18 protein-coding genes are annotated in these 21,276 nt (G+C 63.8%); 2 read left to right on the top strand and 16 right to left on the bottom strand.

The genetic code is table 11. The features are described from left to right. The first annotated feature begins 174 nt into the window (after nt 1-174). Entirely contained in the window at nt 175-996 is an 822-nt protein-coding gene (locus tag HU144_RS09675) for an aldo/keto reductase (protein WP_198397003.1), read from the top strand. A 114-nt stretch (nt 997-1,110) separates the two neighbouring features. Here HU144_RS09675 and HU144_RS09670 read toward each other — a convergent pair whose 3' ends face one another. The 8 genes from HU144_RS09670 to cysK form a co-directional block, all read right to left on the bottom strand. Beyond that, nucleotides 1,111-2,052 carry a D-2-hydroxyacid dehydrogenase family protein gene (locus HU144_RS09670; RefSeq protein ID WP_235351177.1) on the bottom strand — a complete coding sequence of 314 codons (942 nt, stop codon included), beginning with the start codon at nt 2,050-2,052 and terminating at the stop codon, nt 1,111-1,113. Between the two features lie 141 nt (nt 2,053-2,193). Continuing rightward, the gene (gene ilvD, locus HU144_RS09665) at nt 2,194-3,906 is read right to left on the bottom strand and encodes a dihydroxy-acid dehydratase (protein ID WP_235351176.1); all 1,713 of its coding nucleotides are present in this window, start codon (nt 3,904-3,906) and stop codon (nt 2,194-2,196) included. Nucleotides 3,907-4,064: 158 nt separating this feature from the next. Next, nucleotides 4,065-5,012, bottom strand: a complete 948-nt coding sequence (locus HU144_RS09660; RefSeq protein ID WP_235351175.1) for a 2-hydroxyacid dehydrogenase — start codon at nt 5,010-5,012, stop codon at nt 4,065-4,067. A gap of 54 nt (nt 5,013-5,066) precedes the next feature. Then, nucleotides 5,067-5,531, bottom strand: a complete 465-nt coding sequence (locus HU144_RS09655) for a MarR family winged helix-turn-helix transcriptional regulator (RefSeq protein WP_198396999.1) — start codon at nt 5,529-5,531, stop codon at nt 5,067-5,069. A 2-nt stretch (nt 5,532-5,533) separates the two neighbouring features. After that, nucleotides 5,534-6,268 carry an NAD(P)H-dependent oxidoreductase gene (locus HU144_RS09650; RefSeq protein WP_235351174.1) on the bottom strand — a complete coding sequence of 245 codons (735 nt, stop codon included), beginning with the start codon at nt 6,266-6,268 and terminating at the stop codon, nt 5,534-5,536. Beyond that, the gene (locus HU144_RS09645; RefSeq protein ID WP_235351173.1) at nt 6,265-7,443 is read right to left on the bottom strand and encodes an LLM class flavin-dependent oxidoreductase; all 1,179 of its coding nucleotides are present in this window, start codon (nt 7,441-7,443) and stop codon (nt 6,265-6,267) included. The genes HU144_RS09650 and HU144_RS09645 overlap by 4 nt, the downstream gene beginning before the upstream one ends. A 291-nt stretch (nt 7,444-7,734) precedes the next feature. Next, nucleotides 7,735-8,415, bottom strand: a complete 681-nt coding sequence (gene epsC, locus HU144_RS09640; protein WP_235351172.1) for a serine O-acetyltransferase EpsC — start codon at nt 8,413-8,415, stop codon at nt 7,735-7,737. Between the two features lie 125 nt (nt 8,416-8,540). Beyond that, the gene (gene cysK, locus HU144_RS09635; RefSeq protein ID WP_235351171.1) at nt 8,541-9,467 is read right to left on the bottom strand and encodes a cysteine synthase A; all 927 of its coding nucleotides are present in this window, start codon (nt 9,465-9,467) and stop codon (nt 8,541-8,543) included. A gap of 472 nt (nt 9,468-9,939) precedes the next feature. Here cysK and def point away from each other — a divergent pair, with 472 nt between their 5' ends. Further along, nucleotides 9,940-10,512, top strand: a complete 573-nt coding sequence (def, locus tag HU144_RS09630) for a peptide deformylase (protein ID WP_235351170.1) — start codon at nt 9,940-9,942, stop codon at nt 10,510-10,512. A 50-nt stretch (nt 10,513-10,562) separates the two neighbouring features. Here def and HU144_RS09625 read toward each other — a convergent pair whose 3' ends face one another. The 8 genes from HU144_RS09625 to HU144_RS09590 form a co-directional block, all read right to left on the bottom strand. Continuing rightward, nucleotides 10,563-11,648 (bottom strand): hypothetical protein, encoded by a 1,086-nt coding sequence (locus HU144_RS09625; RefSeq protein ID WP_235351169.1) that lies wholly within the window; start codon nt 11,646-11,648, stop codon nt 10,563-10,565. A gap of 179 nt (nt 11,649-11,827) precedes the next feature. Next, entirely contained in the window at nt 11,828-13,309 is a 1,482-nt protein-coding gene (gene gatB / locus HU144_RS09620) for an Asp-tRNA(Asn)/Glu-tRNA(Gln) amidotransferase subunit GatB (protein WP_235351168.1), read from the bottom strand. Further along, complete coding sequence (gene gatA / locus HU144_RS09615; protein ID WP_235351167.1) at nt 13,306-14,808, bottom strand: Asp-tRNA(Asn)/Glu-tRNA(Gln) amidotransferase subunit GatA; 1,503 nt, start codon at nt 14,806-14,808, stop codon at nt 13,306-13,308. Before gatA ends, gatB begins: the two co-directional genes overlap by 4 nt. Further along, nucleotides 14,808-15,113, bottom strand: a complete 306-nt coding sequence (gene gatC, locus HU144_RS09610; protein ID WP_235351166.1) for an Asp-tRNA(Asn)/Glu-tRNA(Gln) amidotransferase subunit GatC — start codon at nt 15,111-15,113, stop codon at nt 14,808-14,810. The genes gatA and gatC overlap by 1 nt, the downstream gene beginning before the upstream one ends. Nucleotides 15,114-15,349: 236 nt before the next feature. Then, entirely contained in the window at nt 15,350-15,868 is a 519-nt protein-coding gene (locus HU144_RS09605; protein WP_235351165.1) for a hypothetical protein, read from the bottom strand. Nucleotides 15,869-15,941: 73 nt separating this feature from the next. Next, a complete protein-coding gene (gene ligA, locus HU144_RS09600) occupies nt 15,942-18,113 on the bottom strand; it encodes an NAD-dependent DNA ligase LigA (protein ID WP_235351164.1) in 2,172 nt (723 codons plus the stop codon). After that, nucleotides 18,110-19,243: a hypothetical protein gene (locus tag HU144_RS09595; protein ID WP_235351163.1), complete on the bottom strand. Its 1,134-nt coding sequence runs from the start codon at nt 19,241-19,243 to the stop codon at nt 18,110-18,112. The genes ligA and HU144_RS09595 overlap by 4 nt, the downstream gene beginning before the upstream one ends. Then, the gene (locus HU144_RS09590) at nt 19,236-21,221 is read right to left on the bottom strand and encodes a S9 family peptidase (RefSeq protein ID WP_235351162.1); all 1,986 of its coding nucleotides are present in this window, start codon (nt 21,219-21,221) and stop codon (nt 19,236-19,238) included. Before HU144_RS09590 ends, HU144_RS09595 begins: the two co-directional genes overlap by 8 nt. Nucleotides 21,222-21,276 lie beyond the last annotated feature (55 nt).

Here is a 21,276-nt window from a genome sequence, read left to right as displayed (position 1 = left end):
GCGAGGCTCAACACCCGTGGATCAGCGCCGTGGAGCAGCGCCGAGGTTCTTTGGCGACCATCTCAGGAATACGGCAGACCCGCCTCAGCGTTATAGGCTCGCATTGGCACCGCCACCGCGGTGCCTGGCACTGCAGTACGACAGACCCCCCAATCCGTGACGAAAGGCGGCACCTTGACGGTTCCCACACTCACACTCAATGACGGCAAGACCATTCCCCAGCTGGGCTTCGGCGTCTTCAAGGTCGACCCCGAGGAGACCGAGCGCATCGTCACCGACGCTCTCGAGGTCGGCTACCGCCACATCGACACAGCCGCCGTCTATGGCAATGAGGAAGGTGTCGGCCGCGCGATCGCCAAGTCCGGCATCGCCCGCGATGAACTCTTCGTCACCACGAAGCTGTGGAATGACCGCCACGGCGCCGAGGAATCGAAGCGCGCCTTGGGCGAGAGCCTGGAGAAGCTGGGCCTCGACCATGTCGACCTCTACCTCATCCACTGGCCGACGCCGGAGAACAACAACTCGGTCGAGACCTGGGAGGCCTTCCCCTCCTACCGCGATCAGGGTCTGACCACCTCGATCGGTGTCTCGAACTTCGACCACCGGTACCTGCCCCAGATCCTCGACACCGGCATCATCCCGGCCGTCGACCAGATCGAATGCCATCCGCAGTTCCAGCAGGTCGAGACCCGTCCGCTGCTGGCCGAGCACGACATCAAGGTCGAGGCCTGGGGCCCGCTGGGACAGGGCAAGGTCGACTACGCCGACACCGTCATCGGTGAGATCGCCTCAACCCATGGCAAGTCCTGGGCACAGGCCATCATCCGCTGGCACCTGCAGCGCGGACATGTGGTCTTCCCGAAGTCGAACAACCGCGATCGCATGGCCCAGAACTTCGATGTCTTCGACTTCGAACTCACCGACGCCGAGGTGGCCGCCATCGATGCGTTGGAAAACGGCGGTCGCGTGTCCGGTGATCCTGCCGACGTGAACTGACGTTCTGAACTGAACTGACGTTGAGCGTTCAGGCCCGCCGCCGAGCACCTTTGCTCCCGGCGGGCCTTTTCGCTGCGTCTGGGTGGGCTCTTCTCCGTTCCGGACTTCGCTGACTCAGGTGAGCTGACGAACCGGCTCCCCCGCCATCCACGCGGCAATGTCCTCGACGGCTTGAGTGAAGAAGATTCGATAAGTGTCGTCGGTGACATAGCCCAGGTGCGGGGTCAGCACGGTCCTCGGAGTGCTGCGCAGAGGGTGGTCGACTGGCAGCGGTTCGGTGTCATACACGTCGATCCCCGCGCCGCGAATGCGACCTTCTGCCAATGCGTCCTTCAGTGCTTCCATGTCGACGAGGCCCGCTCGCGAAGTATTGATGAAGATGCTGCTCGGCTTCATCAGCGACAGCTCCGCGGCAGAGACGAGTCCGCGGCTGCGCTCGCTGAGCTTGTAGTGCAGGGTCAGCACGTCGGAGGTGGCGAAGAGCTCCTCCTTGCTCACCGCATGTGCCCCGACATCGGCCGCCCGCTCCTCATCGAGGTTCTGGCTCCAGGCCACGACGTCCATGCCGAAAGCTGCTCCGACACGGGCGACCTGGGTGCCCAGTCTGCCCAATCCGATGACCCCGAGCCTGTGCCCGAAGAGGTCACCGCCCACGGTGGACTGCCAGCCACCTGAGTCCATGGCGGCATCTTCGGTGGGGATGCTGCGCAGCACGGAGAGGATGAGTCCCCAGGTCAGCTCCGGAGTCGCCGAGGTGGTCGATTCTGTTCCGCAGACCGTGATCCCCTGCGCGCGGGCGGCGTCCAGATCGATGGAGGCGTTGACTCGGCCGGTGGTCACCAGCAGCTTCAGATCACGCAGGCGTGACAATCGGTCGGCGGAGAAGAGGGTGCGCTCACGCATGGCAACGACAACCTCGGCACCGGCCACCGTCGCCACGAGATCCTCGGTGTCCCGGATCGGGCGGGAGACGAAGTCGATCTCAGCCCCCAGCGCCTCCCAATTCGCGTAACCTGCCGCCACGTTCTGGTAGTCGTCGAGCACGACGATGTGCATGCCTGTCCCTCTCATCTTGGTCGGCCCCTGATGCTCGCCGAGGCGGTGCGGACATCGGTCCGCACCGCCTCGGCGATGGATCACTCCCCCGCGTTTCAGTTGGGAGACTGATCGATGATCAGATCATCGGGTGGTCCTTGCTCAGAAGCAGACGGCTCCGGTGGAGGCCGACTGCACGAGCTTGGCGTACTTGCCGAGCACACCGGTGAGGCGGTGGTTCTCGGGGATCGTCCAGGTCTTGCGACGCTCGGCGAGGACCGATTCTTCGACGTGGAGTTCGATCGAGCGGGCCGCGATGTCGACGGTGATCTTGTCGCCGTCCTCGACGAGCGCGATCGGTCCGCCATCGACGGCCTCGGGCGCGACGTGGCCGATGCACAGGCCGGTCGAGCCCCCGGAGAACCTGCCGTCGGTGATGAGCAGAACGTCCTTACCGATGCCTGCACCCTTGATCGCACCGGTGATGGCGAGCATCTCGCGCATCCCCGGTCCGCCCTTGGGTCCCTCGTAACGGATGACGACGACGTCGCCCTTCTTCAGCTCGCCGTTCAGCACGGCATCCATGGCCGGCTTCTCCTGGTTGAACACACGAGCGGTGCCCTCGAAGACATCGGCATCGAAGCCAGCGGACTTCACGACCGCACCCTCCGGAGCCATCGAGCCCTTGAGCACGGTGAGGCCGCCGGTGGCGTGGATCGGGTTGTTCATTGCGCGCAGGATCTTGCCGTCGGGGTCCGGCGGATTGATGCTCTCGAGGTTCTCGGCCACAGTCTTGCCGGTCACCGTCATGCAGTCACCGTTGAGCATGCCGTTGTCGAGGAGAGCCTTCATGATCACCGGCACGCCGCCGATCTTGAAGACATCGTTCATCACGTACTGGCCGAAGGGCTTGACGTTGCCCAGGTGCGGGACCCTGTCGCCGATCTCGTTGAAATCATCGAGCTTGAGCTCGACACCGGCCTCGTGGGCGATGGCCAGAAGGTGGAGGACCGCGTTGGTCGAGCCGCCGAAGGCCATGACCACGGCGATCGCGTTGTGCAGCGATTCGCGGGTGATGATGTCCTTGGTCGTGATTCCCTGACGCAGCAGGTTGACGACGGCGTCGCCGGATTTGCGGGCGAACATGGTGCGATCGCGGTGGATGGCCGGTGGTGCAGCCGATCCCGGCAGGGACATGCCCATCGCCTCAGCGGCCGAGGCCATCGTGTTCGCCGTGTACATGCCACCACAGGCACCTTCACCTGGGCAGACGGCACGCTCGATGGAGTCGACGTCTTTTTGGCTGATGGTCCCTGCACGGCAGGCGCCGACTGCTTCGAAGGCGTCGATGAGGGTGACTTCCTTCTCGGTGCCGTCCTCCATCTTCGCGGTGCCCGGCATGATCGAACCGTTGTAGAGGAAGACGCTGGACAGGCCGAGACGGGCCGATGCCATGAGCATGCCCGGGATCGACTTGTCACAGCCGGCCATGAGGACGGATCCGTCGAGACGCTCGGCGCTCATCACGGTCTCAACGGAGTCGGTGATGACCTCGCGGGAGACCAGCGAGTAGTGCATGCCCTCGTGGCCCATGGAGATGCCGTCGGACACGGAGATCGTGCCGAATTCCAAGGGGAATCCACCCGATTCGTGGACGCCTTCCTTGGCAGCCGCGCCGAGACGCTGCAGAGACATGTTGCACGGGGTGATCTCGTTCCATGAGGTCGCGATGGCGATCTGCGGCTTCGCCCAGTCGTCATCTCCCATTCCGACTGCCCTCAGCATGCCGCGTGCGGCAGTGGCTTCGAGTCCGTCAGTGACGTCGCGGGATCGGGGTTTGATGTCCGGGGTGGTGGAGTTCGTATCAATGCTCATGCAGGCACTCTACGCCGGAGTCCGGCATGCATATGCCAAGTTCTCGCATGTTGGAACTTGTTTTGGGCAGTTCATCGAGAACTTGCCGGCTGTTCTTCGTCAGCTGCTGCGATCACTCCGTAGGGCGAGTCCGGATCACTCCCTGAAGAGAGTCCCGATCACTCCGTGGAGACGAGGTTGAGCGGCTGCTCGCCGTCGTTGAGACGACGGACCTGCTCGGCCAGGATCTGCACCACCCGAGGCTCGAACGCCGAGGTGTCACCTCCCTCATGAGGTGTGATGAGAGTGTTCGGCGTCCCCCACAGCGGATGGTTCTCCGGCAGAGGTTCGGGATCCATCACGTCAAGGGCGGCATGGAGACGACCGGTGCTCAATTCGGCCACGAGCGCGTCGGTGTCGACGACCTTGCCTCGAGCGACGTTGACGATGAGAGCGTTGTCGGGCAGCTGGGCCAGGAAGTCCTTGTCGACAAGCTTGTTCGTCGACTCGGTCAGAGGCGTGATGAGGACGACCACCTCGGTGTGGGGAAGCAGCGTCGGCAGCTCCTCGACGCTGTGGATTATCCCGCGATCGTCTTCGCGTGCCCTCGTCGCGACCCGTGTGAGGTCGACTTCGAAGGGTGCGAATCGATCGGCGATCGCCGACCCGATCTCACCGGCGCCGATGATCATGACGCGACGGTCCTGCAGGGAACGGTTGCGCTTGTGGTTCCAGATCCTTGCACTCTGCGCGCGCACGGCGTCATCGATGCCGCGCAGGCTGGCCAAGGTCAGAGTCAGGGCGAGCTCGGCCGTTCCGCCGGTGTGCACGCCCGAGGCGGTCGCCACCTGGATGCCGCGCTCGGGAAGGTGCGCGACTGGGTCGTAGCCGGTGGTCTGGGTGACGACCAGGCTCAGGTTCGGCAGCTCGTCGAGCAGTTCGATGGTCGCACCCGAATCGAGGTACGGAAGCACGACGACATCGACATCGTCTCGGCTCAGCTTCGCCGACTTCTCGGCGTCCGAGTAGACGACCAGGTCGACGTTGGCACGCTGGTGGGCCGGTATCCGGGCGATGACGCGGTTGCGGAGTTCAGAATCTGGGAAGGCAATGGTCTTGATCGACATAGACACATTGTCCCACGAACAGCCTCACTCGGGCAGGGTCTGATCAGGGAGATCCTATTCGGGCAGCGCCTTGCCGATCCTTGCGAATACTCGCTCGATGACCTCGAGCTCCTCATCGTCGACGTGGGAGAGGAACACCTCGTCGATGTTCTCCCGGTGCTGACGTCCCGCGCTGAGGAAGGCCTGCGCTCCAGCCTCGGTGAGGCCGACGTTGTGTGCCCGCTTGTCCTCCGTGCATTCTGTCTTCGTCACCAGACCGGCGTCTTCCAACACTTTGATCCGGTAGTTGAGCCGTGAGGGTGAGAACACCAACTTCTTGGCCAGCACACTCATCGTCAGCAGGTGAGTCGGCTCCTCCCACAGCAGCAGAAGCGTGTTGTAGTCGCTGACGGTCAGACCGGCCCTGTCTTTGAGGTTGCCCTCGAGGTTCTGCCGGAGACGCTGCGAGGTCTCGAAGTACAGCCGCCACGATCTCTGCGCAAGCGCGTCACGATCCCGGCCGAGCTTGATCTCGACCATCGTCATCCCTCAAGCAGCTGAGCGAAGGGGGTGATGAGTTCGGGATCGAACTCATCATCGATGCTTGGGTTTCGCCGCGCGCCACGCCGGCCGAATTCGCCGGTCGTCGTGGACGCAGTGTCGGTGTCGTCGCCCTCGTCAGCAGGGCCTGCGCTCTCGTCAGTAGGGCCGGCGCTCGAACCGGCGCCGACACCGTTCAGGCTCGCTGCCAATCCGATCAGCTCCTCGCTGGCCTGTGCGATCCGGGCGTTGAGGCTGCGGCCGCCTTCGATGCTGCCCCAATCATCGGTCGCGGCGAAGACCGTCGTCGGCACGACGATGCCCTTGAGGTAGGACAGCATCGGACGCAGCACGTTCTCCCCGGCCAGTGAGTGCCGCGGTGTGCCGCCGGTCGAGCCGATGAGCACGGGCTTGTTCGCCAGTGCCTTTTCGTCGATGAGCTGCCAGAACAAGGTGTGCAGGCCCACTGGTGCGACCTTGTACACGGGTGCGACGGTGACGATCACGTCCGCCTCGGCGACCTGTGCGAATGCCGCTTCGAGGTTCTCCGAACGGAACCCGGTCAGGGCCATATCGGTGAGGTCTGAGCTCAGGTTCCGCACGTTGATGTGGTCGGTCTCCGCACTCAATCCCGCATCGTCTGCCGCCGAGGTGGCCGCCGCGATGATCTTGTTCGAGAGTTTCAGTGTGGTCGAGTCCTCGCTCAGCGAGGTCGTGATGCTGAGGATGCGCATCATCGATCAGCTCCTTGGGTCTCATTCTGCTCTGCAGCCTTGGCCTGACGGTCGGCATAGGCACGCGATCCGGGACCGCCGCCGGGGATGGGGTCTCGGCCTTCGCGGTGACGGATGACGAGTGACTCGTGTGTCGGTGCATCGGGAACATCGGCCGGACGGTCCTTCGCGAATTCCTTCCGCAGAACCGGAACGACTTCCTCGCCGAGGAGGTCGAGCTGTTCCAGCACCGTCTTCTGCGGCAGGCCCGCATGGTCGATGAGGAAGAGCTGGCGCTGGTAGTCACCGGCCCAGTCGCGGAAGCTCAGTGTGCGTTCGATGACCTGCTGGGGCGATCCGACGGTCAACGGGGTCTGCGTCGAGAAGTCCTCGAGGCTGGGGCCGTGGCCGTAGACCGGCGCATTGTCGAAGTACGGACGGAACTCGTTGACGGCGTCCTGCGAGTTCTTGCGCATGAACACCTGACCGCCGAGTCCGACGATCGCCTGGTGCGCGGCTCCGTGTCCGTAGTACTCGTAGCGCTGACGGTAGAGCTGGACCATGCGGGCGGTGTGCGACATCGGCCAGAAGATGTTGTTGTGGAAGAATCCGTCGCCGTAGTAGGCGGCCTGCTCAGCGATTTCGGGGCTCCGAATAGATCCGTGCCACACGAAGGGTGGGACATCGTCGAGTGGTGTCGGTGTCACGGTGAACCCGTTGAGAGGCGTGCGGAACTTGCCTTCCCAATCGATGTTCTTCTCGCGCCAAAGGCGGTAGAGCAGGTTGTAGTTCTCCACCGCCAGTGGGATGCCCGAGCGGATGTCCTTGCCGAACCAGGGGTAGACGGGGCCCGTGTTGCCACGCCCCATGATCAGGCTGATGCGTCCCTCGGAGAGGTGCTGAGCATAGGAGTAGTCTTCGGCGATGCGCACCGGATCGGTGGTGGTGATCAGCGTGGTGGCTGTCGACAGACGCAGCTTCTCCGTCTGGGCCGCGATGTTCGCAAGCAGGACCGGCGGGTTCGCGGGTGCGACGAACGGCGGGTTGTGGTGCTGACCGGTGGCGAAGACGTCGAGGCCGACCTCTTCAGCCTTTTTGGCGATCTCGACCGTGTTCTTGATGCGCTGATTCTCAGACACCGTCGTCCCATTGGTGGGATCGCTGGTGACGTCTCCGATGGTGAAGATTCCGAGTTCCATGCCTGCTCCTTCTGCTCGCTGCTCGCGAACTCTCCTTGAACTGAATAACTTCAGTTTTGAAGTAACTAGTTGAAAGTTTAACAGACACTGCCGGGTAAGTATTCCCTAACTTCGTCACACAGTGATCACGCGGCGCCCTCGGACTCCGTGAGACAGCAATCGCCGGGCCCTCCGCGTCGAAATCCTCCAGGGATGCCGACGGGGCGGGCCCGGCGAAGACTGCGGTTCTGGGTGAGGCAGGTGAGCAAGCCTCTCGTTCAGATCTGGCTGGCGCTCAGATCTGGTTGGCGATCAGATCCAGATGGCGGGGTCGATCAGTTCGAAGTCGGCGTACTTGGACCGCGCACTATCGGCATCCGAGATAGCCGCCTCGGCGCCGGTGGGCTTCTTATAGGGCCTGACCTTTGCCGGGATTCCGACTGCACTCGAGTCGGCGGCGACGTCCTTGACGACGACCGCATTCGCGCCGACTGAGGAATTGTCGCCCACGACGACAGGTCCGAGGATCTTCGCACCGGCTCCCACGAGGACGTGATTGCCGATGGTCGGGTGACGCTTCGTCTGCTCCATCGACGTTCCACCCAGGGTGACCTGATGGTAGAGCATCACGTCGTCACCGATCTCAGAGGTCTCGCCGATGACGACTCCGTTGGCATGGTCGATGAAGAAGCGTCGACCGATCTGGGCGCCGGGATGGATCTCGACGCCAGTCAGAGTTCGCACGGCCTGGGACATCAGCCTGGCCGGCACCTTGGTGGTGTCGTTCTGCCACAGGCGGTGCAACCCGCGGTGTGCCCAGATCGCGTGCATGCCCGGGTAGGAGACCAGCGAGACGAAGTCGTTCCTGGCCGCAGGATCGCGTCTGCGAACGGTATCGAGGTCTTCGCGCAGAGCCGCGCGCACCCCGGGTCGGCTCAGTCCGTAGGCGGCTGCGCCGATCGCCCCAGCCGCCAGAGTCCACAGTGCCTTCATCTCAACAGTCCTTCACGCTCGTGATCGTCAATCCTCAATGCGGTGAGGGCGCCAAACATGTGTTTGACGCCCTCACCAATCAACCTGCATCTGCCTCTGGCAGTGCTCGGCCGAAGTTCCTCCGCTCAGTCCATGTACTCGGCGAACAGCGGAGTCGACAGGTAGCGTTCGCCGAAGTCGGGCAGAATGACGACGATTCGCTTGCCTGCGTTCTCAGGGCGTGCACCCAGTTGCTCTGCGGCGATGAGTGCGGCACCTGACGAGATTCCGACGAGCAGCCCCTCTTCCTTCGCGACCTCGCGGGCGCGGGTGAAGGATTCCTCGTTCTCGATGGTGATGACCTCATCGTAGATCTTGGTGTTGAGCACGCCGGGGACGAAGTTGGCACCGAGCCCCTGGATCATGTGCGGGCCTGCGTCTCCACCGGAGAGCAGCGGGGAGGCTGCGGGCTCGACGGCGACGATCTTGACGTCCGGGTTGGCCTCACGCAGAGCGGCGCCGGCTCCCGTGATGGTTCCGCCGGTGCCGATGCCCGAGACGAAGATGTCGACCTTGCCATCGGTGTCAGCCAGGATCTCCGGACCCGTCGTAGCGCGGTGGATGTCGGCATTGGCCTGGTTCTCGAACTGGCGGACGAGCACCGCACCCTCAGCGGCAAGCTCTTCCGCCTTCTCGACGGCGCCCTTCATGCCCTTGGCCTTTTCGGTGAGCACGAGTTCGGCACCGAAGGCGCGCAGAAGTGCACGACGCTCCTTCGACATCGACTCCGGCATGGTCAGCAGAACTTTGTATCCACGTGAGGTGCCCACCATGGCCAAGGCGATGCCGGTGTTGCCGGAGGTCGCTTCAACGATGGTTCCGCCCTCCTTGAGCTCACCCGAGGCCTCGGCGGCGTCGATCATCGCGACACCGATGCGGTCCTTGACCGAGTTCGCGGGATTGTAGGATTCGAGCTTAGCGACGATCTCTGCGCCGGAACGTTCGCTGGCCTTGTTCACGCGAATGAGCGGAGTGCGGCCGACCAGTTCGGAAACATTGTTGAAGATGGTCAAGACATGTCCTTTCAAGCTTGTTTGTTCGCCCGGTGCTGAGGGCTGTGACGAATCAGTCACGCGACCATCAGCCGAAGGCTTCAGCTGCTGATCTCGTCTCGTGGACCGAGACGGTTCATCACCATCATAACCACGGCACATTCGAGGTTGTTCCCCATACGGTTGCTCAACAATCCATGTTCGCTTCGGGCGAAATATCATGCCATCGCGATTCATAGTCATTGGAGAACCCGTTTCTGACCGCGGCAAGAAGGGCTTGATCCGAGAGAACCGCTGAACAATCAAGGCTGCGAATGTCGGTTTTGCCACCCCTGACGCTCCACCGTCGATACGCCGCAGCACGGTTTCGACACTGGAGAAGGAGTGCGAATCTGAGACGCCGAGACGATCGTGGATCTGCGACTGACCGTGCAGAGCATCGGGCGAAAAGGGCAGGCGGAATGCTGTGGGGAAAGCCGATACGATTGTCCTCATGCCTATTCATCCCATCGTCATCTACGGCGAGCCTGTGCTGCACCAACGTGCGGAGAAGATCACCGACTTCGACGACGATCTCGCCACCCTGATCGCCGATATGCATGAGACCCTCGATGCCAGCAACGGTGTCGGCCTGGCCGCTCCGCAGATCGGCGTGGCCAAGCGCATCTTCGTCTTCAACGCCGAGGATGACGCAGGAGTGCGCAGACGCGGTACTTTCATCAACCCGCTGCTCATCGCCTCGAAGATCCCCGACACTCGGCCGGATCCCGATGAGGAGACCGAAGGGTGCCTCTCGGTACCCAGTCTCGACTTTCCACTCAAGCGCGCGGATCGTGTCACGGTCAACGGTGTCGATGAGACCGGCAAATCGGTGTCTCTGACCGCTGAAGGCTGGTTCGCCCGCATCATGCAGCACGAATACGATCATCTGCAGGGCACGCTCTATGTGGACCGACTCGACAAGCGCTGGTCGAAGAAGTGGAAGAAGGAGCAGGCCGCCAACGGGTATGACGTTCCCGGGCGTTCATGGACGCCAGGTGTCGATCCCGATCCCTTCGGTCACTGATCCCGACACCACTGACTCCGACACCACTGGCCCCGACGTCTGCGTTCGGATCACTCCAGGCGGCGGTCCTGCCCCGATGAGGGCTTGGGTTCGAGCGCGTCGATCGACTCCTGGGCAGCCGCCAGACGTGTGTCGAAATCGTCGAAGTCGTCTGCGGTCTGGTCGAGCTCGGCAACCAGGCCCGAGATGATCGAGGACTGTGACTCAGCATCGATCCGCAGCTCCCTGAACTGCCAGTCCGCAGAGTCATCGGCGGCCGTCCGGGACAGAACGTCGAGGACGCGGTCGCCGAGTTCACGTGAGCGTTCGGAATTGTGAAGCAGCATGAGCTGCTCGTCGAGAGCGATGAGATGCTCATAGTACTCGTGCATCGACAGCACACGGTTGGCCATCGAGGTGAAGGCCACTGCGAGTTTCGACAGGTACGTCTCCACCGACTTCGCGGTGCCCGCGTCCCTGATGCTCTCGATCTCCTCACGCAGCCTGACCAGTTCGGCCAGTCGCACTCCGATCGAGGCGACAGCATGGTCGAGGTCGACACGTGAGACGTGGTCGCGCAGGATCGGGTGGGTCCAGGCGCGTGTCCGGACGATCTTTCGCGCGATCGTCACCGAAAGGTGGAACAGTCGCTGCTCATCGGTGTCGCGGCCTTCCTTGCGGCCAGGTTGGAACCCCAGCGAAGCGGGCGTGATCCACTGTGCCTGTCCGACCTGCTGACGGTTCTTCCGGCTCAGCCGTTTGGGATCACGGAAGTACTTCGGTCCGGTGACTGCGGCGAACACACCGGTGCCCACTGCGGTCACTCCTCCGAGCGCTCCGAATGTCAGCGCGGCGTCGGCGAATCCGGACAGCAGCGCCAAACCGCCCGGCGCGGCGAAGCCCGCAGTGACGGCGGCTCCAGCGCCTGTGCCGCCCTTGAACAGCATGCTGGAGCGGAAGAAGTTCCGACGCATTCCCCCGGTGAGCATGATCGCGCTCGGTGCTCCGGCGGTGTAGCGGTACCCGCGAGCGTTCCAGGCCTTCATAATGCCCTGGTTGACGCTTTCGGGCACAAGGATGCGATAGATCGGGATCGACTTCCCGCATTCGCTCTTCCACAACGACTTCCACGACTGGGACACCGCATTCACCTCCACGTACGGATGGCACCCTCACGCCTGATCCGCCGAATCCTGGTCCGGCGCTGTCAGCGTCTGGCCCGTGAGAATGCGAACAGCCACACCCTCCGGACTTCTTTGGTATCCGAGTCTAGAGGGTGTGGCTGGATCAATCCTGAGTTCTGTTCGGTCGCCTGCTGAAGCGAGAGCCTAAGAAATCAGCCGTTGATCTTGGCCAGGATCAGGTCCTTGGCCTTTCCGGCATCGGCCTGACCGCGGGTGGCCTTCATGATCGGTCCCATCAGGGCACCGATGGCCTGCATCTTCCCGCCCTTGATCTTCTCGACCACGTCGGGGTTCGCAGCGATGGCTTCCTCAACGGCGGCCTCAAGCGCACCGGTGTCTTCGACGATCTCGAGACCACGCGCACTCATCACCTCGGCCGGTTCGCCTTCTCCGTCGGCAACGGCTGTGAGGACGTCCTTCGCGAGCTTGTCATTGAGCTTGCCCTCGTTGATCAGTCCGATCAGAGCTGCGACCTGCTTCGGTGTGACGAGCTCGGCGGTGGGCTCATCCTTCTGGTTGGCCAGCCTGGCGACCTCACCGGTCCACCATTTGCGTGCCGCTGCAGGCTTCGCGCCGGCGTCTACCGTCTCCTCGATGACTTCGAGCAGACCGGCGTTGACGATGTCACGCATCTCCAGGTCGGAGAAGCCCCACACGCCTGCAAGACGGCGGCGCTTCTGCGCAGGCAGTTCAGGCAGAGTCGCCCGCAGCTCCTCGACCCAATCGCGGCTGGGGACGAGAGGCACCAGATCGGGCTCCGGGAAGTAGCGGTAGTCATCGGCGTCGGACTTCGGGCGCCCCGACGAGGTCTCCCCCGTGCCTTCATGGAAGTGACGGGTCTCCTGCACGATCTTCTCTCCGGCTTCGAGCCGGGTCGCCTGGCGGGCGATCTCGTAGCGGACCGCGCGTTCGATCGAGCGGAAGGAGTTGACGTTCTTCGTCTCTGTGCGGGTGCCCAGTGGAGCATCGGGGCTCTCGCGCAGGGACACGTTGACATCGGCTCGGACGTTGCCCTGTTCCATGCGTGCTTCGGAGACGTCGAGGGCGCGGAAGATGTCGCGCAGCGTGCGCACGTAGGTGGAGGCCACCTCGGCGGCCCGATCCCCTGTCCCGGTGATCGGGTGGGTCACGATCTCGACCAGGGGCACACCGGCGCGGTTGTAGTCGACCAGGGAATGGTCGGCTCCGTGGATGCGGCCGGTGGCGCCGCCGATATGGGTGTTCTTGCCCGCGTCCTCTTCCATATGGGCGCGCTCGACGGGGATGGTGAACATCGTTCCGTCTTCGAGCTCGATCTCGACCTCACCCTCAGCGGCGATGGGCTCATCGGACTGGCTGGTCTGGAAGTCCTTGGGAACGTCCGGGTAGAAGTAGTTCTTCCGGGCGAAGCGGCAGGTCTCTGCGATCTCACAGCCCAGCGCCAGGCCGATCTTGATGGCGTACTCCACACCCTTCTCGTTGACGACGGGAAGGGAGCCGGGCAGTCCCAGCGAGGTGGGGGTGATGTTGGTGTTCGGTCCCCCGCCGAAGGTGTTGGGGGCGGCGTCGAACATCTTGGTCGCGGTGCCGAGCTCGACGTGGACCTCGATGCCGATGACCGGATCGTATTTCTTGATCGCCTCTTCGTATTTCACTTGGTGGTCAGTCCTTCCGCGAGAGTATCGAGCACCCGAGTCCCGGAGGCTTCCAAGGCGGCTTCGAGCGGGCCGGCCACCTCGTACAGCTTCACATCCTCACGTGCCGGGGCGAGGATCTGGAATCCGACGGGCAGTCCGTCGGCCAGTCCTGCGGGCAGTGACAGTCCCGGGATTCCGGCGAGGTTGGCTGGGATCGTCGCGACGTCGCCGAGGTAGAGGGCCATCGGGTCGGATGCCGCCTCGGCGCCGAACTTCAGCGCGGTCGTCGGTGCCGTCGGTGAGACGAGGACATCGCAGCGTGCGAAGGCCTTCGCGAAATCGTTCTGCACCAGGGTGCGGATCTTCTGTGCCGACCCGTAGTAGGCGTCGTAGTAACCGGCGGACAGCGCGTAGGTGCCGAGGATGATGCGGCGCTTGACCTCATTGCCGAAACCGGCTGCGCGGGTGGCTGCCATGACGGTCTCAGCGGTGACCGGGCCCGACTCGGGGTCGACCCGCAGCCCGTAGCGCATGCCGTCGTAGCGGGCCAGATTCGATGACACCTCGGAAGGCATGATGAGGTAGTAGGCGTCGAGTGCGTAGGAGATCGACGGGCAGTCGACCTCGACGATCTCAGCACCAGCAGCGGCGGCGACATCGAGGGCGGCGGAGAAGGCGTCGCGAACGCCGTCCTGGTAGCCCTCACCACGCAGCTGCTTGATGACACCGAGCTTCTTGCCCCCCAGATCCGACGTCTGTGCTGCAGAGACGAAACCTGCCACCGGGTCCGGCAAAGAGGTCGAATCGAGCGGGTCGTGCCCGGCCAGCAGTTCGTGCAGAGCAGCGGCGTCGGCGACGTTGCGGCCCATCGGACCGACCTGATCGAGGCTCGAGGCCATGGCGATGATGCCGAAACGTGAGATCGAACCGTATGTCGGCTTCACACCGACGGTGCCGGTGAACGCGGCGGGCTGTCGCACCGATCCGCCGGTGTCCGTGCCGACCGACAGCGGAGCCTGGAAACCGGCGAGGGCTGCTGCAGCGCCGCCGGAGGAACCACCGGGAACGTGCTCGAGGTTCCACGGGTTGTGGGTGGTGCCGAAGGCCGAGTGCTCGGTCGTCGATCCCATCGCGAACTCGTCGAGGTTGGTCTTACCCAGGACCGGGAGTCCGGCGGCCTTGACCTTCTTGTGCACGGTGGATTCGTAGGGTGGAACCCAGTTCTCGAGCATCTTCGAGCCCGCTGTCGTGCGCACGCCTTCGGTGACGACGAGATCCTTGAGCGCCACGGGCACTCCGGCCAGGGCGTGGACGTCTCCACCGGCGCTGCGTTCGGCATCGACTGCTTTGGCCGTCTCCAGCGCGAGATCGTCGGTGACGGTGATGAAGGAGCCGAAGTCGGCTTCGGTGGCGTGGATGCGATCCAGGTGAGCCTGGGTCACCTCGACGGAGGAGAACTCGCCGGCTTTCAATCCTGCGGCGAGTTCAAGGGCGCTCCTATTGATCAGTTCGCTCATCATTCCTCCCCAAGGATCTGTGGGACGAGGAATTTGTCATCGGCGGATGCCGGAGCCGAGGCCAGAGCCTGCTCGCTGGTCAGGGTCTCGCCCACGACATCGGGGCGCAGCACATTCGACAGTGCGATCGGATGGCTGGTCGCCGGTACGTTCTCGCCGGCCACTTCGTTGACCCTGGCGACATTGCTCAAAATGGTGCTGAGGTCACCGGCGAGCGATTTCAGCTCGTCTTCGCCCATGGCGATCCGAGACAGCGAGGCCAAATGCTCGACTTGCTCGGGGGTGATTGCGGAGGACTCCGTCATTCCCTGCCTTTCATCGTCTCTGTTTACTCGTCAGCAAGTCTAGTCTCTTTGCCGGACCGCTTCAGATCGGATCGATGTGAGGTTCGCCGAGCTTCACTGCGCAGCTTCGCCGAGCTTCACTGCCCAACCAGGCCGAGGTGCACGAGTGTCGCCAGGCAGGGTCCTGGGCTCAGGCGGAGTTCCGGGCTCAGGCAGGATTCCGGACTCAGACAGGGCCTGGGCTCAGGATCCTGAGCTCAGGCCTCGGTGCGCTCTGGCCACGTGCGTTCGCCCTTGATGTAGCTCGAGAGCTCGCTGAGCACCCTGTCTGCGTCGTCCTGGGTGTACTCACCGGCGTCAACACCGGTCTGCAGGTCCTTCGCAAGATCTGAGACACGCGATTGGGCGTCGGCAGCGGTGTGTGCGACCAAGCCCGCCGAATCTCCGGCCCGCACGACGAAGTCACTGGCCTGCGATACCGTGCCGGCTGCTTCGCTGGGGCCTCCGTGCAGACGGTACGAATCGTTCGGCTGCTCACCGTCGGACTCTGTGCCGTGAGAGGTGTCGTTGTCGACGCCGTCGCGGTCTTCGCCACGAGACCTCACCGGCGCCAGAAGCTCAGCGGTCGAACCGGAGAGTGCAGGGGCTGCGCGTTTGATCGGCGGCTGTCCCGGGTTGAGAACGAAGTCGGCGATGCCGGCTGTCACCGGAGCAGTGGTGAGTACAGCGGCGAGGACGACAGCAGTGCCAGCGACCAACCGGGGGATTGATTTCATGCCTTCACTCTTTCAGACTGAGCTGTTTCCCCACTTGAATATGCCTGTGACGATCCTGAAATTCGATGGCTGATCAGTCCACACTGCCGGTCTCCAGGAGCGTGCGGAATGTGTCCTCGTCGAGGACCCTGACTCCCAGTGATTCGGCTTTGTCCAGCTTCGATCCTGCATTCTCACCTGCCACCACATAGTCGGTCTTCTTCGACACCGAGCTGACGGCCTTGCCACCGGCGGAGAGGATCGCCTCCTTGATCCCGTCACGCGTGAATGTGCTCAGAGAGCCTGTGGCCACGATCGTGAGACCTTCCAGGGTCTGCGCGCCTGCTTCCTGTCCCTCGTCCTCCATCCGGACTCCGGCGGCAGCCCACGCTTCGACGATCTCGATGTGCCAGTCAACGGCGAACCAGTCGCGGATGCTCGCCGCGATCGTCGATCCGATGCCGTCGACGGCTGAGAGCTCTTCGAGCTCAGCGGCCCGGATCGCCTCGAGTGTGCGGAAGTGTGCGGCCAGGGTGCGTGCTGCGGTCGGGCCGACGTGCCTGATCGAGAGTGCGACGAGGACTCGCCACAGGTCCTGATCTCTGGCTTTGTCGAGTTCCTCGAAGAGCTTTGTCGTATTGGCGCTCGGGGCACTCGGCTTCTTCGCAACAGCTCGCGTGTAGAAGTAGGGCACGAGTTCACGCTCGCCGGTCTCCACCCCTTTGACCTTCTTGTTCCGCCAGATCTTCACATCGGCCAAGTCTTCGGCAGTGAGGTCGAAGAGGAATGCCTCAGAGGTCAGCGGCGGCTGCTCGGGCTCGGCCGGAGCAGTCAGTGCCAGCGCCGCCTCTTCGCCCAGGGCTTCGATGTCGAAGGCGGCGCGGGATGCCAGGTAGAAGATGCGGTTGGCAAGCTGTGCGGGGCATGACCGGGAGTTCGGGCAGCGTTTGTCCTTGTCCCCTGCCTTCTGCTCCCCCAGCTCGGTTCCGCATGAAGGGCAGTGGGTGGGCATGACGAACTCGTATTCGCTGCCGTCGCGCTGTGCGACCACCGGGCCCAGCACTTCGGGAATGACATCGCCGGCCTTGCGCAGGGTGACCGTGTCGCCGATGAGCACGCCCTTGCGCTTGACCTCGTAGCCGTTGTGCAGGGTCGCTCGTTCCACCGTGGAGCCGGCGACGGTGACCGGCTCCATCACCGCGAACGGGGTGACTCGACCGGTTCTTCCCACCTGGACCTGAATGTCGAGCAGCTTCGTCGTGACCTCTTCGGGCGGGTATTTGAAGGCCGTCGCCCACCTCGGCGCTCGTGAGGTGTAGCCAAGGGTCTCCTGGACGGCGATGTCGTCGATCTTGATGACGATGCCGTCGAGCTCGTGGGTGACATCGTGGCGGTGCTCGCCGTAGTAGGTGATGAACTCTTCGATCTCATCGATCGTCTCAAGCACCTTGAAATATTCGCTGATGGGCAGCCCCCATGACCGGAACTGCTCATAGACCTCGGATTGGTGAGCTGGTTCAGGGTGCGAATCATCGGCCGGGGTCCATACGGCGATGCCGTGGACGAGCATGTGCAGCGGTCGCACAGCGGTGACGGCCGGGTCCTTCTGGCGCAGGGATCCCGCGGCCGAGTTGCGGGGGTTCGCAAACGGGGCCTTGCCCTCTTCGACGAGGGCGGCATTGAGCTCGGTGAACTTCTCCAGCGGGAAGAACACCTCCCCGCGGATTTCGACCTCGGCGGGTGGGTAGTCGGTGTCGAGGTGGTCGGGGATATCGGAGATGGTGCGGACATTGGCGGTGATGTCCTCACCGATGCGGCCGTCACCGCGGGTGGCGGCGCGAACGAGTTCGCCGTTGCGGTAGAGGAGGTTGACGGCGAGTCCGTCGATCTTGAGTTCGCAGAGGAACTTCGACCTCGCCGAGGTGGCCGCGCGGACCCGGTCGTACCATCCCCTCAGCTCCTCGAAGTCGAAGACATTGTCGAGGCTGTACATCCGACCGATGTGCTCGACCGGATCGAAGGTTGAGGTGTCGACGCTGCCGCCGACGGTCTGCGTCGGTGAGGAGTCTGTGACGAGTTCGGGGAACTTCTCCTCGAGGTCTTCGAGCCTGTGGACGAGTTCGTCGTATTCGGCATCGGAGACGAGCGGCGAATCATCCGCATAGTAGGCGGCGCGCTGCTCTTCGATCTTCTCGACGAGATCAGCATGCGCCTGAGCACGGGCGGTGGCATCCGACAGTTCGGAGTTGTCGGGCGTTGCAGTCATTCGATCTCCTCAAAGGCACGCCGCAGGCCTGCGGCGATCATCATCGTTCCCGTGCTGATGTTCTTCGCACCGTCCCCTTCGACCGAGGTCAGCAGGGGCGGATAGGTCATCGGAAGCTCTTCGCCTGCGAGGACTCCGAAATCGCGCAGACTCTTCGCACTCATACCGATGCGGTTCCACGGCGTCATGGTCCGGTTCAGCCAGTGCTTGACCTCCTGTGGTCTCGAACCTGCGGCCGGCGGCAGCCCCATCCATGTTCCGATCCCGGCTTCGGCGATCATAGCCAGCTGTTCCCAACTCTGTGCCTTCAGGCTAGCCAACGGCACTGACACGGCGGTGGCACCGGAGTTGCGGACCACCTCGGCGGCGGTGATCTCTTTGCCCTGCAGCTGCAGAGGGTCGAAGTCGGGGAGGCTGAGCAGGACCGGGGGCAGGTGGCGCAGCGTCGACTGCAGGGCAGCGTAGACCTGGGTCTCGTTGACCGCGGGCAGGGTGGCCCAGCCGGAGACCGTGGGCCAGGTGCCGGTGAGCACCGGATGCAGGCGGGTCTCCACGAGGCGGATCACGGGCTGCATGCCGAGTGTGGAGAGTTTGTCGGCGAAGGCGGCAAGACCGAAGGCATAGGCCTGGATCACATCGCGGCGGGCGCCGAGATCGCCGAGCACAGGAGCCCCGGAAGTCAGGCTCAGCGCGGTGACCAGGGTCCAGGGTCCCGGCAGGGAGATCTGGACCCCACCGGTGTAGCCGTCCCCGTATTCGGCGATGGCGTCGAAGGCCTCACTCAGCGCCGAGGACTCGAGTCGTTCGTCTCGCCCCGCTGCGCTCGTCAGTCGCCAGCCGAAGGAGGCCCGGTCGACGTGGAGGTCGGTCAGCAGCCCGACGCCACGGCCGATCGCGTCGGCGCCCCACCGATCCTCGGCTCGATGGGCGCTCAGCGGCACCGGTGGCAGCTGCTCACCGAGGTGGGTGAAGGCCGCTGCGGCCGCCTCACGAACGGGACTGTTCGCGATGTATCCGGAAGCACCGGACATGGAGCCGGGCCCGGTCTCTGCTCTGGGGCCGGGGATCCAGACTCCGGTGGTCGTCCCTGCCGGGCGAAGGGTGGTTGGAGTCTCGACTGGTTCAGCCATGGTTGCGGCTGCGTGGGATTCCGAAGACGTCGGCATAGAACCCGAACTCGCTTTCCAGGGAATCGATGATGGTTTCGGCGCGGACGAATCCGTGGGATTCACCCTTGTACAGACGGTAAATGTACTCCACTCCGGTCAGTTCCAACATATCGACGAATTCTTGGGCCTGACTGGGCGGTACGATCGGGTCCCGATCGCCTTGCATGATGGCCACCGGAACGTTGATCTGACTCGTCCGTCGAATCGGGGACCGAGTGATGTAGGCGTCCTGTGCCTCCGGCCAGGGACCGACCAGACCGTCGATGTAATGCCTCTCGAAGTCGTGGGTGTCGACGACGAAGCGCATCAGGTCGGTGACACCGAAATAGGAGGTGCCGCAGGCGAATGCCTCCGATGAGGCCAGCGCCGACAGCACGGTCCATCCACCGGAGGAGGCCCCGGAGATCGCGATGCGGTGAGGGTCGGCCAGCCCCTCGGCCACGAGTGCTTCGAGGGCGGCGAGGGTGTCGGAGACGTCGACGATCCCCCACTGTCCGCGCAGGCGATCGCGCCATCTGCGCCCGTATCCGGTCGAGCCGCCGTAGTTGACTTCCATCACGCCGATTCCCCGGGACGCGAAGTAGCTGGACCGGGCCGACATGTCAGGGGTCGCCTGACCTGTCGGTCCGCCGTGGATGGAGATCACATAGGGCGGAAGTTCACGGCCGAGGGCGGTGAATCGCGGGTTGTGCGGTGGGTGGATGACGACGGGGACACCGCCGAGTACCCGGGCGCGGGGGCGAGAATAGTAGTCCTGATGGGCATCGAGGCGTTCCTGGGCGATCTCAATGAAGGTGCCGCTGGCCCGGTCCACGGCGTACAGAGCTCCGGTCGAGTCCGCGGACTTCCCGGTCAGGAGAACATGGCTGCGGCTCAGGTCATGGAGTTCGAGGCTGCCGAACCGCTCCCCCTGCGGCCTGATCTCCTCGGCCTCACCGTCGTGCTTCGCTCTGATCAGGGAGGCGGTCGCGGACTGGGAGTGGGCCCAGATCTCCTCGTCGTCGCTCAGATGCCAAGTGGTGCCCAGCTGCCACAGCGGGCCGCCGATCTCGGCGCCGGTGTCGAGGACCGGCCGCAGCGCGGAGATGTCGAGTTCCTCACCGGCGTCGCTCTCCTCCCCGGAGCCCTTCGCAGCCACACGTCTGTCGCGAGCCAGGCAGTCGATCGGTTCGAAGTCCAATGAGTACAGGGCCCAGTGACCGTTGTGGTCGGAGCTGACGATGAGCGAGGAGTCCGAGGTGAAATCCGGCTGCAGGAGTGAAACGTCATGTCCGTGCATGACCGCGGCGACGGGAGTGTCCTGGGTGCGAACGTCGATGAGCCACAGGCTCGTCGAGTCCCAGGGCATGTTGGGGTGCTCCCACCCGATGAACGCCAATGTGGAGCCGTCCGGGGACAGTCGGGGCCAGGCCATGAAGTGGGAATGGCGCGAGAGCACATTCGTCGTTCCGTGCCTGGTGATGAGGACGATGGCTCGTTCCCTGTGCGTGGACCGGCAGTCCTCACGCACGCACAGCAGACCCCAACTGGTCATCGTCAGGTCCCCGTACCGGATGCGGCCCGAGGTGTCCGGGGTCAGCGCATGCGGGGCTCTGCCCGGAATGATCTGCCAGATCCGCTGGTCGGAGGCATTGACGAAGTAGATGACCTCGCTGCTGGGGTCCAGGGCCCAGGCGGCTCCCCCGTATTCGTGCACGGAGGACCTGATGTTGAACTCCGCGGGCAGCACCTGCTCCTTCAGTCCCGGATGCGACAGTGAGGTCCGGATCAGCCCGGTGCGGGAATTCTCCGCTGGAACCTTCGTGGAAAAGTAGATGTGCTCACCGCGGAATGCGGCATCGAAGATCGGTGCGGAACCGGCGGCCACCTCCGCAGCGCTCAGCGGAGATGACCAGGTTCCGAAAGGTGCCGTGACGACATCTTGGGGAAATTCCTTCATACCCCCAGGTTAACGCAGGGGCGAGGAGCACAGCTCAGACGCCGAGGCTGTCCTT

The organism is Brevibacterium sp. UCMA 11752, from assembly GCF_021532235.1.
GTDB classification, from domain to species: domain Bacteria; phylum Actinomycetota; class Actinomycetes; order Actinomycetales; family Brevibacteriaceae; genus Brevibacterium; species Brevibacterium antiquum.
Note: the sequence above shows the minus strand (reverse complement) of the source record. Positions and strands in the feature narration are given on the sequence as shown.